This is a genomic window from Variovorax sp. GW821-FHT10D07, from assembly GCF_059415325.1.
Genome location: NZ_JBWKMZ010000012.1, coordinates 210,760 through 224,779, shown reverse-complemented (window position 1 = coordinate 224,779; position 14,020 = coordinate 210,760). Strand labels below are relative to the sequence as shown.

Annotated in this window: 13 protein-coding genes; 1 reads left to right on the top strand and 12 read right to left on the bottom strand. The window is 69.1% G+C overall.

What is annotated here, in order from left to right; genetic code table 11:
• Positions 1-46: 46 nt before the first annotated feature.
• The 6 genes from rsmH to dksA form a co-directional block, all read right to left on the bottom strand.
• Complete coding sequence (rsmH, locus tag AC07PU_RS30235; RefSeq protein ID WP_296780858.1) at positions 47-970, bottom strand: 16S rRNA (cytosine(1402)-N(4))-methyltransferase RsmH; 924 nt, start codon at positions 968-970, stop codon at positions 47-49.
• An 8-nt stretch (positions 971-978) separates the two neighbouring features.
• Positions 979-1,407 carry a division/cell wall cluster transcriptional repressor MraZ gene (gene mraZ / locus AC07PU_RS30230; protein ID WP_057597021.1) on the bottom strand — a complete coding sequence of 143 codons (429 nt, stop codon included), beginning with the start codon at positions 1,405-1,407 and terminating at the stop codon, positions 979-981.
• Between the two features lie 272 nt (positions 1,408-1,679).
• On the bottom strand, positions 1,680-3,002 hold the full coding sequence (gene hslU / locus AC07PU_RS30225; protein WP_093353359.1) for an ATP-dependent protease ATPase subunit HslU: 1,323 nt from the start codon (positions 3,000-3,002) through the stop codon (positions 1,680-1,682).
• 11 nt (positions 3,003-3,013) lie between these two features.
• A complete protein-coding gene (gene hslV, locus AC07PU_RS30220) occupies positions 3,014-3,559 on the bottom strand; it encodes an ATP-dependent protease subunit HslV (RefSeq protein WP_057597019.1) in 546 nt (181 codons plus the stop codon).
• 58 nt (positions 3,560-3,617) lie between these two features.
• Positions 3,618-5,276 carry an STAS domain-containing protein gene (locus tag AC07PU_RS30215; RefSeq protein WP_296780862.1) on the bottom strand — a complete coding sequence of 553 codons (1,659 nt, stop codon included), beginning with the start codon at positions 5,274-5,276 and terminating at the stop codon, positions 3,618-3,620.
• A gap of 46 nt (positions 5,277-5,322) precedes the next feature.
• Entirely contained in the window at positions 5,323-6,015 is a 693-nt protein-coding gene (gene dksA / locus AC07PU_RS30210; RefSeq protein ID WP_408908436.1) for an RNA polymerase-binding protein DksA, read from the bottom strand.
• A 704-nt stretch (positions 6,016-6,719) separates the two neighbouring features.
• Between dksA and AC07PU_RS30205 the strand changes: the two genes are divergently transcribed.
• Positions 6,720-8,177 (top strand): YdgA family protein, encoded by a 1,458-nt coding sequence (locus AC07PU_RS30205; protein ID WP_495322003.1) that lies wholly within the window; start codon positions 6,720-6,722, stop codon positions 8,175-8,177.
• Between the two features lie 175 nt (positions 8,178-8,352).
• On the opposite strand, the gene AC07PU_RS30200 is transcribed toward AC07PU_RS30205, so the two are convergent.
• The 6 genes from AC07PU_RS30200 to dapF all read right to left on the bottom strand — a co-directional run bounded on the left by AC07PU_RS30200 (position 8,353) and on the right by dapF (position 14,006).
• Complete coding sequence (locus AC07PU_RS30200; protein ID WP_495322001.1) at positions 8,353-9,405, bottom strand: CobW family GTP-binding protein; 1,053 nt, start codon at positions 9,403-9,405, stop codon at positions 8,353-8,355.
• Positions 9,406-9,526: 121 nt separating this feature from the next.
• Complete coding sequence (locus tag AC07PU_RS30195; RefSeq protein ID WP_495322000.1) at positions 9,527-10,750, bottom strand: class I SAM-dependent rRNA methyltransferase; 1,224 nt, start codon at positions 10,748-10,750, stop codon at positions 9,527-9,529.
• Entirely contained in the window at positions 10,747-11,793 is a 1,047-nt protein-coding gene (locus AC07PU_RS30190; RefSeq protein ID WP_296795772.1) for a tyrosine recombinase XerC, read from the bottom strand. Before AC07PU_RS30190 ends, AC07PU_RS30195 begins: the two co-directional genes overlap by 4 nt.
• Positions 11,777-12,436 carry a YdcF family protein gene (locus AC07PU_RS30185; protein WP_495321998.1) on the bottom strand — a complete coding sequence of 220 codons (660 nt, stop codon included), beginning with the start codon at positions 12,434-12,436 and terminating at the stop codon, positions 11,777-11,779. The genes AC07PU_RS30190 and AC07PU_RS30185 overlap by 17 nt, the downstream gene beginning before the upstream one ends.
• Positions 12,433-13,134, bottom strand: coding sequence for a DUF484 family protein (locus AC07PU_RS30180; protein WP_057597239.1), 702 nt, complete (start codon positions 13,132-13,134; stop codon positions 12,433-12,435). Before AC07PU_RS30180 ends, AC07PU_RS30185 begins: the two co-directional genes overlap by 4 nt.
• Positions 13,131-14,006 (bottom strand): diaminopimelate epimerase, encoded by an 876-nt coding sequence (gene dapF / locus AC07PU_RS30175; RefSeq protein WP_495321997.1) that lies wholly within the window; start codon positions 14,004-14,006, stop codon positions 13,131-13,133. Before dapF ends, AC07PU_RS30180 begins: the two co-directional genes overlap by 4 nt.
• Positions 14,007-14,020 lie beyond the last annotated feature (14 nt).

Below are 14,020 nucleotides of genomic sequence, written 5' to 3'. Positions count from 1 at the left end.
CGGCGGCTGGAAATCATGCGGGCGGGACCGTGGACGCGAGGTCGTGTCATGGCGTCTCCGTTCGTTCGGCCACGCGCAGGATCGCGCTGCGCGAGCGCGGGTTGCCGTTGACCTCGGCCTCGGAGGGCTTGATGCGCTCGAGCGCGCGCAGCCGCATCGCCTTCGGCGCCGCGAACGGCGCGCGGCGGTCGTAGACCTCCTTCGAGTGCTTCGCGATGAACTGCTTCACGATCCGGTCTTCGAGCGAATGGAAACTGATCACCGCGAGCCGGCCGCCGGGTTGCAGCACCGACAGGCTCGCCTCTAGCGCCTGTTGCAGCTCTTCAAGCTCGGCGTTGATGAAAATCCGAAGAGCCTGAAATGTGCGCGTTGCAGGGTTCTGGCCCGGCTCGCGGGTTTTGACCGTGCCAGCCACGAGCTCGGCCAGTTCGGTGGTGGTTGAAATTGCGCCCCGTTCTTGTCTGCGAGCAACAATCGCCTTTGCAATCTGAACAGCAAACCGTTCTTCGCCATAGTCACGGATCACCTCTGCAATTTGTTGGAGTTCTGCCGTTGCCAGCCACTCGGCCACGCTCTCGCCGCGCGTGGTGTCCATGCGCATGTCGAGCGGGCCGTCGAAACGAAAACTGAAACCGCGCGCCGGGTTGTCGATCTGCGGCGAGCTCACGCCCAGGTCCAGCAGCACACCCGCCACGCTCGCGCCGGGCAACTCGCCCAGCGAACGGAATCCCTGGTGCCGGATGGAAAAACGCGCATCCGAGATGCGCGCTGCTTCGGTCACCGCTTCCGCATCCTTGTCGAAGGCAATCAACCTGCCTTCCGGCGCCAGCCGCGCGAGGATCGCGCGCGAATGCCCGCCCCGGCCGAAGGTCGCGTCCACGAAGGTGCCGGGCGCGACCGTCTGGCCTGCAAGAAGGGCTTCGACCGCTTCGTCCAGAAGAACGGTCGTGTGGGTCCATGCGGTATTCACGATGCCCCTCAGAACGCGAAGTCCTGAAACACATCCGGCATTTCGCCCTGGGTGGCCTCGGCCTCCTTGGCCTCGTAGGTGGCCTTGTCCCAGAGTTCGAAATGGTTGCCCATGCCCAAGAGCAGGGTGTCGCGCGTGATGCCCGTGGCCGCGCGCAGTTCGGGCGACACGAGGATGCGGCCGGTGCCGTCCATCTCGACGTCCATCGCGTTGCCGAGGAACACCCGCTTCCACCACTGCGCCGACATCGGCAGCGCGGCGATCCGCTCGCGGAACTTCTCCCATTCCGGGCGCGGGAACACCATCAGGCAGCCATGGGGGTGCTTCGTGATCGTGAGCTGGCCGCCTGCCGTGGCGCTCAGGACGTCGCGATGCCGGGTCGGCACGGAAAGCCGCCCCTTGGCATCCAGACTGAGCGATGAAGCGCCTTGAAACACGACCGAGAAACCCCTGTGGTGGGAAGGCCGCAGCGCCCGAAGGGCACACTACTCGCACTTTTTCCCACTTAACTGCACTTTTTTGCACTGTAGCAGGAAACACTTCCGGCGCAACCAGGCGTGCGGGGTATTTTTTGTAATGGAATCAACGACTTAGCGCCGATTCCAAGATTCTGGAATCGGCGAATTTCGTTGAGAATGAACCACTTAGCTCACGCAGTGAATGTGATGCGTGAAGCGTTGCCCCTGTAACAGGGGCAAGGGAGGCGACTTCAGAGGATGAAGCGCGACAGGTCTTCGTCGTGACTTAGTGCCGCCAGGCGCTGGTCCACGTAGGCGGCATCGATGCGGATCGTCTGACCCTCGAGGCGGGTCGCGTCGAAGCTTACTTCATCGAGAAGACGCTCCATCACCGTCGACAGGCGGCGCGCGCCGATGTTCTCGGTGCGCTCGTTGACCTCGAAGGCGATGCTCGCGAGACGGGTCACGCCCTCGGGCGTGAAGTCGAGCGTGACGCCCTCGGTGGCCAGCAGCGCCTGGTACTGCTTCACGAGCGAGGCACGGGTCTGCGTGAGGATGCTCTCGAAGTCCGCCACCGACAGCGACTGCAGCTCGACGCGGATCGGGAAGCGCCCCTGCAGCTCGGGGATCAGGTCGCTGGGCTTGCTCAGGTGGAAGGCGCCGCTCGCGATGAACAGCATGTGGTCGGTGCGCACCACGCCGTACTTGGTGCTCACGGCCGTGCCCTCGACCAGCGGCAGCAGGTCGCGCTGCACGCCCTGGCGCGAGACGTCGGTGCCCTGCGCCTCGCTGCGCGTGGCGACCTTGTCGATCTCGTCGATGAACACGATGCCGTTCTGCTCGGCATTGGCGATCGCCTGGGTGCGGATCTCGTCCTCGTTCACCAGCTTGGCCGCTTCCTCGTCGATCAGGAAGCGCATCGCCTCGGCGATCTTGAGCTTGCGCGTCTTGCGCTTGCCCTGGCCCATCTGGCCGAACATGCCCTTCAGCTGCTCGGCCATCTCCTCCATGCCGGCGGGGCCCATGATCTCGAGCGGCGCGCGCGTCTCGACCAGGTCGATCTCGATCTCCTTGTCGTCGAGCTGGTGCTCGCGCAGCTTCTTGCGGAAGGCCTGGCGCGTGGCGTTGCCGCTGTCGGGCGCGGTGCCGTCGGCCAGCCGCGCGGGCGGCAGCAGCACGTCGAGGATGCGCTCCTCGGCCGCGTCCTCGGCACGCGCGCGCACCTTGGTGCTCTCGGCCTCGCGCGTCTGCTTGACGGCGATCTCGGCCAGGTCGCGGATGATCGAGTCGACGTCCTTGCCCACGTAACCCACCTCGGTGAACTTGGTGGCCTCGACCTTGATGAAGGGCGCATCGGCCAGCCGCGCGAGGCGGCGCGCGATCTCGGTCTTGCCCACGCCCGTGGGGCCGATCATGAGGATGTTCTTGGGCGTGATCTCGGCGCGCAGCTTGTCGTCGACCTGCTGGCGGCGCCAGCGGTTGCGCAGGGCGATGGCCACGGCGCGCTTGGCCTGCGGCTGGCCGACGATGTGGTTGTCGAGCTCGGAGACGATTTCCTGGGGGGTCATGGACATGGTGGCGGGCCTCAGAGCGTCTCGACGGTGTGGTTCATGTTCGTGTAAATGCAGAGTTCGCCCGCGATCTCCAGCGATTTCTTCACGATCTGCTCGGCCGTGAGCTCGGTGTTGTCGAGCAGCGCCTTGGCCGCCGACTGCGCGTAGGCGCCGCCCGAACCGATGGCGATCACGCCGTTCTCGGGCTCCAGCACGTCGCCGTTGCCGGTGATGATCAGCGAGGTGGTGGCATCGGCCACGGCCAGCATGGCCTCGAGGCGGCGCAGCACGCGGTCGGTGCGCCAGTCCTTGGTCAGTTCGACCGCGGCGCGCGACAGGTGGCCCTGGTGCTTCTCGAGCTTGGCCTCGAAGCGTTCGAACAGGGTGAAGGCGTCGGCCGTGGCGCCGGCAAAGCCGGCCAGCACCTTGCCGTGGTAGAGCCGCCGCACCTTGCGCGCCGTGCCCTTGATGACGATGTTTCCGAGTGTGACCTGCCCGTCCCCACCGATGGCGACCTGGTCGCCCTGGGGGGTCTTGCGGCGCACGCTCACGATGGTGGTGCCGTGAAATTGTTCCATCGCAGCCATCTGGGGACTGGGCGGGGCAATGCAAGTCCGCCCGGGGCGGCACGAAAGCCTAGTTCTTGCGCAGCGCGACCGTCGCGTGGTCGGCGATGCCGACCAGCCCGAACAGGGTCGCGATCAGCCGGTGCGCATCGACGAACTGCACCCGCTCGCCCTTGGCATCGCGCTCGCGCACCCAGCCCAGCAGCGCGGCGGCCGCGGCCAGGTCCATGCGCAGCAGCGCGGCGCAGGAGATCACGGGCGCGGTGCCGCCGCGCAGGTCGGCATCGAGCCGCTGCAGGTTCGACGGCGACTCGCCGCGCAGGTCGCCCGCGAGCGCCGCGAAGCCGCTGCCGGCCGAGGGGAAGCTCTCGGATTCGCCGCCCACCGACAGCAGCGACCAGACCGAGCCCATGCGCGACGGCGTCGACACCGGCGCGGCGATCGCGCTGTATTCGCCGCGCGGATCCTGCCAGGACGGCGGCGACACCTCGTAGGTGATGCAGTAGTTGAGCGCCACCAGTTCGAAGTCGTCGGGCAGGTGCATCAGGCGCAGCGCGGCCATGTGCAGCTGCCACCAGACGTCGTCGATGCCTCGCTCGTTGTTGGGCGCGGACTCGGCCAGCACCGCCAGCAGCTGCGCCGCGCCGATGAAGCGCAGCTTGACCGGCGAATCGGCCCAGTGCGCGAACAGCACGCGCAGCGGCGCCGCGGCATCGGAGCCGATCGCGCCCAGCGCGCGCCAGTCGAGCGTCCAGACCGAGCCGGCCTGCGACAGCGCCCGCGTGAGCGCCACCAGGCCGTCGCGCGCCAGCTTCGGCGGCGCGGCCCAGTCGGCGGCGCCTTCGGCGGGGGCGCTGTCGCCCTCCTCGCTGGCCGCCACCGCCTTCACGCTGCGCGCCAGCTCGTCGAGCGCCACCCAGTCGGGGCCCATGCGCCGCATGCGCTGGGCATAGCGCATGCGCGCGGCCGCGAACTTGGCGGCGTCGCCGGTGGCGCGGTAGAGGTCGAACAGCGCGCGCCAGCGCGCGTCGTCGCGCTCGGCCGTCGCGGCATGGGTCTCGTCGGTGCCGCTCGCGCCCTCGGAGGCCAGCGCCTGCAGCAGGATCGCCTCGGCACCGACGTCATCGCCGTGCGCGAAGCGGATCACCGCCTCCTCGAGCGCGCCGTCCTGCGCCAGCCGGGTCGCCATGTGGGTGCCGCTGGGCGAGGCCGTGGCCACGGCCGCGGGCGCCACCGGGGCGGGCACCGGCCGGGAGGGCGGCTCGAGCAGCGCGTCGGTATCGGCCGGCGACAGCGTCTCGGCGCCCGCGTCGGGCGGCGACTTGACCAGCGTCTCGCCGTTCGGCCCGCGCCCCTTCCACCACTGCTGCGACATCTGCTCCTCGATCTCGTCGATCTTCTTGAGCGTGAGCGCGCGGCCCTCGGATTTCTCCGAGGTGCTGTTGATGTTGAACGACGACGGCGTGACCGTCGCATCGAAGGCGTGGGCGGCGGCCTCGCGCTGGCGCAGCTTGCGCAGCATGTCGAACTCGCGCCGGCGCACGAAATCGTTGCGCTGGCGCCGCTCGATCATCTCCTTGAGCATTTCCCGGCTGTAGGCCGGGTCGGGCAGCGAGGAATCGGAGGCGTTCGTCGTCGAGGGGGTGTCCAGCTCCGACCAATCCTTGAGCGGATTGCGGACGAACTTCGCCACCTTGGAAAGCAGGCGGCCCGTTTCTTCCTTTGGCATTCGCGGGCGATGGACGACGGTCGGAGCCGGGCCGGAGAACCGGCGCTCAGTCCCCGAACATCTTCTGCTTGAGCTCGCGGCGCTGCTGCGCTTCGAGCGACAGCGTGGCGGTCGGGCGGGCCAGCAGGCGGCCGACGCCGATCGGCTCGCCGGTTTCGTCGCAGTAGCCGTAGTCGCCGGCGTCGATGCGCTGGATCGACTGCTCGATCTTCTTCAGCAGCTTGCGTTCGCGGTCGCGGGTGCGCAGCTCGAGGGCATGTTCTTCCTCGATGGTGGCGCGGTCGGCCGGATCGGGCACGACCACCGTGTCTTCACGCAGGTGCTCGGTGGTTTCGCCGGCATTCTCGAGAATGCCGCGCTTGAGTTCGACGAGCTTCAGGCGGAAGAAGGCCATCTGCTTCTCGTTCATGTACTCGGCATCGGGCATCGCGATGACTTCGGCATCGCTGAGTTCTTCGACGGACTTGGTCTTCCAGTTGTTGGCCAACTTCGGATCTTTCTTCACATTCACGGGGGGAGGCGGAACCAGCGCCTGCGAGGCGGTCTGGATAAAGCTGGACTTGGCGGCGGTCGATGCCACCGATTGCGGCATCGAGGGCACCGTCAGTTGCGACAGGCGGGACACCCGGCCGCCGCGGGCGGGGGCGGGCGCGGCCGTTGCCGTGGCGACTTCGGGCTCGGGGGTCGAAGGTGTCGCCGGGGCGGAGGAAGAGGCGGCAGCCGTTTTTTTCATGGGAATCGGGGGAACAGGTGAAACGGCACGCGGGCCGACGGGTTTGGTGGACGATGGACCCGCTTTGGCTGTCTTGCTCGCGCTCTTGGCCGGGACGGTTGCCGCCGGCTCGCTGGCAGGCTTGGTGGCGGGATGAACTGCTTTCTTCGCCGATGCGCTCGCGGCCTTGGCCGTGGGCGTTGCGGTCTTCTCTGTCTTGACGCTCTTTGCTGCGGCGCCTTCCTTCTTCGCTACGGTCGCCGTCGCGGAAGATGCTTTCTTGGCCGCCGGTACAGCCGGCTTCGCGGCCGTCGCCTTGGTGGCGTCGGTCCTGGATGCTGGCGTGGCCTTGGCGGCGGGCTTCTTCACGGTGACTGGCTCCTTGGACGAACTGGAACGCGCTTTCACTGGTGTCTCCTCCCATGGGAGCCACTGCGGACCTGGTCGGCCGCGCGGGCTCCACGTTGTCGAGGGCATCCGCCGGTCGGCGAACCCCGGGGTTATACCCCCGAAAGCCCGCCGCAAACATGCGGCGCCCTCCTGTCTTCGACCCCTGCCGCCCCCTTGCGGGGGGACCTGGCGTTTTCAACAGGCGCGCGATTGTATAGAGAACTCGAATGCGCGGGCGATGCGTTTGGCCCCCGCGGCGCTCCGGTAGCATCGCGCCGCGCCGGCGGAGGGCCGGCGCCAGGGGCCTCATGGCCCTGGATACCCCTACAAGAAAGCCGAACTTGAGCAAGAAGACAGTCCTGGGAGTCCTGGCCGCCGCGATCGCGCTGGCCTATGCCGGCAGCACCTGGTGGGCCGGCAACAAGGTGAAATCCGTCTACGACAGCGCCTTCGCGGAACTGCCGCAGCAAAGCGCGCTGGTGCGCGTGACCGAACGCAGCTACGAGCGCGGCTTCCTCGGCGCGGTCAGCACCGTGACGCTGGAGCTCGGCTGCCCGGCCGACGCCGCCGTGGCCGGCGCGCCGCCCGCGGACCCGGACGAAGAGGACGGCGAGGAGGCCGTGCCGACCCCCTCCAAGCCGCTGCGCCTGAGTTTCCGCGACACCATCCGCCACGGCCCGCTGGCCGGCGGCAGCCTGGCAGCGGCCACCATCGACAGCGAACTGGTGCTCGACATCAAGGGCCAGGCCGAGGCCAGGAAGGTGTTCGGCGACGCCCGGCCCTTCGGCGCCCACACCCGGGTCGACTTCGACGGCGGCTACGCCAGCGACATCACGCTCGCGCCCGGTCAGTTCGCCGACGAGGGCAAGACCCGCGTCTCCTGGCAGGGCGCGCAGCTGCGCGTGCGCGTCGACGGCGCGCGCACCGAGGCGCACTACGAACTCGCCCTGCCCGGCTTCGAGGCCGCGGACCTGCGCAACGGCGTCAACCTCAAGATGGGCAAGCTCGGCGCCCGGGCCGACCTGGACATCCGCCACGGCTGGATGCTGGCCACCGGCAAGAGCACGGGCCGGCTCGAGGCACTGGAATTCACGGTGGCCGGCAAGAAGGCCGATCCCGACGCCGCCCCCGCCAAGCCCTTCCCCGCCATCGTGCTGCAGGGCCTCGACGCCGCCAGCGACGCCACCATCGAGAACGGCCTCTACACCGGCACCGCCACCTTCAAGGGCACGGGCTCGGTCGGCGCGACGCGCATCGACAACTTCGAGATGGCCAGCAGCACGCGCCGCATCGACGTCGGCGGCTACCGCAAGCTGGCCGAGGCCTGGACCCGCTCGGCCGCCGCCAATGGCTGCATCCGCGGCAAGGCCTCGCAGGCCGCGCTGCGCGCGCTGGCCGACCAGCTCGCGCCCGACCTCAAGGCCATGGCCAAGCATGGCCCCGAGGTCGGCCTCGACCGGCTGCTGGTCGAGATCGACGGCCAGCGCGCCGAGTTCGGCTACTCGGTCGCCATGGCCGGCGTGACCGACGAGGACCTGCAACTGCCCGGCAACGCACTGCTGCTCAAACGCGGCGTGCTCAAGGCCAACGGGCGGCTGCCGGTGAAATGGATCGAGAAGATCGCCGAGACCGCCGGCGGCAGCCAGGCGCCGTCGCCCGAAGTGGCCGCGCTGATGATCGAACAGTTCGAGCAGCAGGGCTACCTGAAGCGCGCGGGCGACGACGTGACCAGCCAGGTCGAGTTCAGCGACGGCCAGCTCAAGCTGATCGGCAAGCCCGTCGAGCTGCCCGCCAAGTAAAAAGGCGCCGGGCCTCGCGGCCGGCGCCTTTTCTTCATCCGGGACCTTCAGCTCACAAGGTGTGAAGAAACCGTAGCGAGCGCCCCGAGGTCGCGCCGAGGACCGGAGCCGTACCTTGTACGGTGAGGACCGCAGGTGCGAGATCGGGGCGCGCAGTAGGTTTATTCATGCCTTGTCACACCAGGCACTGCTCGAGCCCCTGCTCGAGGATCTCGCGCGGCAGCTCGATGCCGATGAACACCATGCGGCTCTGGCGCTGCTCGTCCTTGCCCCATTCGGGACCGAGGTCGCTGCCCATCAGCTGGTGCACGCCCTGGAAGATCACCTTGCGCTCGGTGCCCTTCATGTTCAGCACGCCCTTGTAGCGCAGCATGCGCGGGCCGTAGATGTTGACGATCGCGCCCAGGAAGTCTTCCAGCTTGGCCGGGTCGAAGGCGCGGTCGGCCTTGTAGACGAAGCTCTTGACGTCGTCGTCCGTGTGGTGATGGTGGCCGTGGCCCTCGTGCTTGTGCGAGGGATGGTCGCAGTGCTCGCCATGCGCGTGGTCATGGTCGTGATGGTCGTGGTCGTCTTCCTTCAGGAAGTCGGGGTCGATGTCGAGCTTGGCGTTCAGGTTGAAGCCGCGCAGGTCGAAGATGTCCTTGAGCGGCACGTCGCCGAAATGCGCCTTCTGCTGCGGCGCGCGCGGGTTCATGTGCTTGAGGCGATGGATCAGCGCGTCGGTCTCCTCGGCCGACACCAGCTCGCTCTTGCTGATGAAGATCTGGTCGGCGAAGCCCACCTGGCGGCGCGCCTCCTGGCGGTCGTTGAGCTGCTGCGGCGCGTGCTTGGCATCGACCAGCGTGAGGATCGAGTCGAGCAGGTAGCTCTCGGCGATCTCGTCGTCCATGAAGAAGGTCTGCGCCACCGGGCCGGGATCGGCCAGGCCCGTGGTCTCGATCACCACGCGGTCGAACTCCAGCAGGCCCTGGCGCTTCTTGGCGGCCAGCAGTTGCAACGCCTCGCGCAGGTCTTCGCGGATGGTGCAGCAGACGCAGCCGTTGCTCATCTGCACGATCTGCTCCTTCGATTCGGTCACGAGGATGTCGCTGTCGATGTTCTCCTCGCCGAACTCGTTCTCGATGACCGCGATCTTCTGGCCGTGGGCCTCGGTCAGGATGCGCTTGAGCAAGGTCGTCTTGCCCGAGCCGAGGAAGCCGGTGAGGATGGTGGCGGGAATCAGGGCCATGGGGTGCTCCGGAAGCGGAAAACGGATGGAATGGATCGGAAAGCGGGAAACTGGCGGGCAGTGTAGCCAGTGCCACTGAGTTGCGTTGCCGCGGGGGCCAAGCCCCCTTCGATCGGCACGGTCAAGCGGGTTTTCGCACCACCGCCAGCCCCTTGAGGTACTCGCCCTCGGGGAATTCGATGGTCATCGGATGGTCGGGCGCCGCGCCCAGGCGCTCGGCGATGTAGCCGTCCACGCCGGCATCGAGCCCGGCCGAGGCCACGATCTTGTGGAACAGGTCGGCGCCCACGCCGCCCGAGCACGAGAAGGTCAAGAGCACCCCGCCCGGCTCGAGCAGCTTGAGCGCGAGCCGGTTGATGTCCTTGTAGGCGCGCGCGGCGCGCTCGGCATGCGCCACCGTGGGCGCGAACTTCGGTGGATCGAGCACGATGGCGTCGAAGCTGCGCCCCTGGTCGAGGAACTCGCGCAGCACGGTGTTGACGTTGGCGTCGAGGAACTCGGCCTCGAAGCCGTCGGCCGCCGCGTCGAAGCCGTTGAGCGCCAGGTGGCCGCGCGCGCGCTCGAGCGCCGGCAGCGAGGAATCGACCGACACCAGCGAGGCGCCCTTCACCGCGTCCGCCGCCTTCAGGCCCGCGAGCGCCGCCACCGTGAAGCCGCCCGTGTAGCAGAAGCAATTGAGCACGCGCCGGAAGCGCCGGTGCCGCGCCATCTCGGCGAAGCGCCGGCGGCTGTCGCGCTGGTCGAGGTAGAAGCCGGTCTTGTGGCCGGTGGCGATGTCGAGCGACAGCTTCCAGTCGTGCTCGCGGATCACGATCTCGGTCGCCTCGTCCTGTCCGCGCAGCCAGCCCGTCACGGGCTTGAGCCCCTCGCGCTCGCGCCCGCTGGCATCCGAGCGCTCGTAGAGCTTCGAAAGGCCGGTCGCGTGCAAGAGCGCATCGGCCAGCACCGCCTTCCAGCGCTCCACGCCGGCCGACAGGAACTGCGCCACCAGCGTGTCGCCGTAGCGGTCCACGATCAGGCCCGGCAGGCCGTCGGCCTCGCCATGCACCAGCCGCACGCCGTCGCTCTGGAGCTCGAACAGACCGCGCGCCGCGACCGCGCGCGCCACCACCGACGCGAGGAAGGCCGCGTCGATGCGCTGCGTCTCGACGAAGCTCCAGGCGCGCGCGCGGATCTTGGAATCGGGGCTGAAGGCCGCCCAGGCGAGGAAGGCACCGTCGTGCGATTCGATGCGCACGGTCTCGCCGGCATCGGCACCGCCGCGCGCGATGGCGGATTCGAACACCCAGGGATGGCGGCGCTGCAGCGAGCGCTCCTTGCCGGGCTTGAGTCGGAGGGTTTTCATGTTTTCTTGTCGGGAGTTTTCTTGGCGCCACGGCTGCTGCCACTGCCGCCATCGTCGTCGCGGGCCCGCGCGCGCGGATGCGCCGCATCGTAGGCGCGCGCCAAGTGCTGGAAATCGAGCCGCGTGTAGACCTGCGTGGTCGCGATGTTCGCGTGCCCCAGCAGGTCCTGCACCGCGCGCAGGTCGCTGCTCGACTGCAGCACGTGGCTCGCGAAGGAATGGCGCAGCATGTGCGGATGCACCGGCGTCGCGAGGCCAGCCTTGAGGCTGCGCCCGCGCAGCAGCTTCCACACCGCCTGCGACGACATCCGCACGCCCTTGGCGCTGATGAAGAGCGCCGCCGCCTCGGCCGGTTCGCGCAGGGTGGCGGCCGTGAGCGCCGCGCAGTCGCCGCGCACCGCGAGCCAGGCCGTCAGGGCCTCGATGGCCTTCGAGCCCACCGGCACCATGCGCCGCTTGCTGCCCTTGCCGAGCACGCTGGCCTCGTGGGCGTCCATGTCGATCCAGCCGCGCGCGGTCTGGCTCGCGCGCGCGTCGAGCCCCGTGAGCTCGCTCACGCGCAGGCCGCAGCCGTAGAGCACCTCGACGATCGCGCGGTCGCGGGTCTCGGTCCAGGGGTCGGCCTCGGTGTCGTGCAGCTCGGCCAGCCGCACCGCGTCGTCCACGCCCAGCGCCTTGGGCAGCGGGCGGTCGGCCTTGGGGGCGTGCACGTCCTGCACCGGGTTGAAGCCGATCAGCTTCTCGTGCCCGAGCCAGCGGTAGAAGCTGCGCCAGCACGACAGCACCAGCGCGATGCCGCGCGGCTCGCGGCCCGAGCCATGCAGCTGCGCCATCCAGCGGCGCACGTGCGCGGTCTGCACGCGGTCCAGCGGCAGCTTCGCCTCGGCCGCGTTCGCCGCCAGTTCCTTCAGGTGGTAGCTGTAGAGCTCGAGCGTGCGCGCCGACAGCCGGCGCTCCACGCGCACGTACTCCAGGTATTTCTCGATCCAGCCCGAGTCGGCGGGCGGGGCCTCGGCCCCGGCCGCGCTAGAAGAGGTAGCCATGCGCGGCATTGTTCACGACCGCGAGCGGCTCGCGCAATGCGCCCTTGAAGACCATGCCCCAGCGTCGCCAGCAGCTCGAGGGCGCGGCCGCGTACTGCACGTCGAAGGCGCGGTCGAAGCCGCTGTTGCGTGCCAGCCGCTTCACGCGCCAGAGGTGGTAGGGCTCCGACACCACGATCACGCTGCGCACGCCGGCTGCCTGGAGCATCGGCGTCGAGAGCGCGAGGTTCAGCCGCGTCGAGCTCGACACGCGCTCCTGCCGCATCGGCCCGGTATGGCCCACGGCGCGCGCATGCTGCTCCATCACCTCGGCCTCGATGCGGCCGTCCTCGGTGTCGACGCCGCCCGAGAACAGCAGCTCGCGCGCCAGCCCGGCGCGCGCCAGGGCCACGCCCTCGTCGACGCGCCCGGTCAGGCAGGGATTGGGCTTGCCATGCAGGTAGGCGCGGTTGCCGAGCACCAGCGCGGCGTCGGCCGCGCGCTGCGGCGGGTTGGCGAGCGCCTCGCGCGCGCCTTGCCACACCACGGTCCAGGCGGTCGCATAGACGACCACGCCGACACCGAACACCGTCCAGGCCGCGACCCGCAGCACGCGCGGCACCCGGCGCCACAGGCGCCCCAGCGCCGCGACGGGACGGATCAAGGCCGCAGCCGCGACAGCGCGCCCGAGGCCAGTTCGGCGATGCGCTCGAGGAAGTCGGTGCCCATCTCGGCGTTGAAGCGCTGCGCGTCGGGCGAGGCCAGCACCAGCAGGCCGAAGGCCGGGGCGTTGGGCTCGGCACGCAGCGGAATCAGCGAGATCGAGGCCGCCGCATTGGGCTCGGGCAGCCAGTTGGCCGCCTCGAAGCCCGCGTTGAGGCCGCAGTACGGCGAGGTCAGCGAGGTCGCGAGCGCCTTCACGTCGTCGCTGACCCACTGCGCATAGGCCTCGTTGAGGTACTCGGTGCCGCAGTCCCAGACCTTGATGGCCGTCTGCGGCACCAGGAACAACGACTGCAGGTCGACCGCGATGCGGTAGGGCAGGCTGCGCGGGTCGCGCGTGGTCAAGAGGCCGGCGGTCCAGCGCTGCAGCCGGTCGGCGATCACCACGTTCTCGGTGCCGTGGCGCACCATGTCCATCACGCGGTGCTCGAGCGCCTTGATCTTCTCGCGCAGCATCTCGGCCTGGCGCTCCTGCAGGCTCACGGCGCGATTGCCGTGCGGGCTGGTGAGCTGCACCTGCGCCAGCAGCTGGGCATGGCGCTCGAAGAAGTCGGGCGTGTTCGCCAGGTAGTTCGCGATGTCGTCTTCGGTGATCGGGTTCATGGCGTTCGCGTCTTGGTTGTTCGTGAAGGAGGTCATGGCAGGTCCGGCACCTCGATGTCGCCCTCGAACACCGTGGTGGCCGGACCCGTCATCAGCACCGGCCGGCCCTCGCCCTGCCATTCGATGGTGAGCATGCCGCCGTGCGTCTGCACGTCGACCCGGCGGTCCAGCAGCCCGAGCCGGATGCCCGCCACCACCGCCGCGCAGGCGCCGGTGCCGCAGGCCAGGGTTTCGCCCGCGCCGCGCTCGAACACGCGCAGCTTCACGTGCGTGCGGTCGACCACCTGCAGGAAACCGGCGTTCACGCGCTGCGGAAAGCGCGGATGGTGTTCGATCTGCGGCCCCTGCTCGGCCACGGGCGCGGTCTCGACGTCGTCGACGAGCTGCACCGCGTGCGGGTTGCCCATCGACAGCACCGCTACCGAAACGATAGCGCTGCCGGCCCGCGTGCCCAGTGCCAGGTGCCAGGTGTGCCAGCCGCCTTCGGGCTGCGGATCGAGCCCGGCGGTGTCGAAGGGCACGCGCTCGGGTTCGAAGATCGGCGCGCCCATGTCGACCGTCACGCGGCCGTCGCCGCCCATGCGCGGCTCGATCACGCCGGCCAGGGTTTCGACGCGCACCGTGTCCTTGTCGGTCAGTCCGTGCTCGCGCACGAAGCGCATGAAGCAGCGCGCGCCGTTGCCGCACTGCTCGACCTCGCCGCCGTCGGCGTTGTGGATCACGTACTGGAAGTCGGTGCCCGCGGCGCGCGCGGGCCGCACCGTGAGGATCTGGTCGGCGCCGACGCCGAAGTGGCGGTCGGCCAGGAAGCGGTACTGCGCGGCCGTGAGGCCCAGCGTGCCGCGGGTTTCGTCGAGCACGACGAAATCGTTGCCGGCCCCCTGCATCTTGGTAAAGCGGATTCGCATCGACGGATTATCGC

Coding starts and splice junctions, on each gene's coding strand:
- hslU (WP_093353359.1), bottom strand. CDS start 3,002: ATGTCCATGACCCCCCAGGAAATCGTCTCCGAGCTCGACAACCACATC.
- AC07PU_RS30180 (WP_057597239.1), bottom strand. CDS start 13,134: ATGACCTCCTTCACGAACAACCAAGACGCGAACGCCATGAACCCGATC.
- AC07PU_RS30195 (WP_495322000.1), bottom strand. CDS start 10,750: ATGAAAACCCTCCGACTCAAGCCCGGCAAGGAGCGCTCGCTGCAGCGC.
- AC07PU_RS30190 (WP_296795772.1), bottom strand. CDS start 11,793: ATGGCTACCTCTTCTAGCGCGGCCGGGGCCGAGGCCCCGCCCGCCGAC.
- AC07PU_RS30215 (WP_296780862.1), bottom strand. CDS start 5,276: ATGCCAAAGGAAGAAACGGGCCGCCTGCTTTCCAAGGTGGCGAAGTTC.
- hslV (WP_057597019.1), bottom strand. CDS start 3,559: ATGGAACAATTTCACGGCACCACCATCGTGAGCGTGCGCCGCAAGACC.
- AC07PU_RS30200 (WP_495322001.1), bottom strand. CDS start 9,405: ATGGCCCTGATTCCCGCCACCATCCTCACCGGCTTCCTCGGCTCGGGC.
- dapF (WP_495321997.1), bottom strand. CDS start 14,006: ATGCGAATCCGCTTTACCAAGATGCAGGGGGCCGGCAACGATTTCGTC.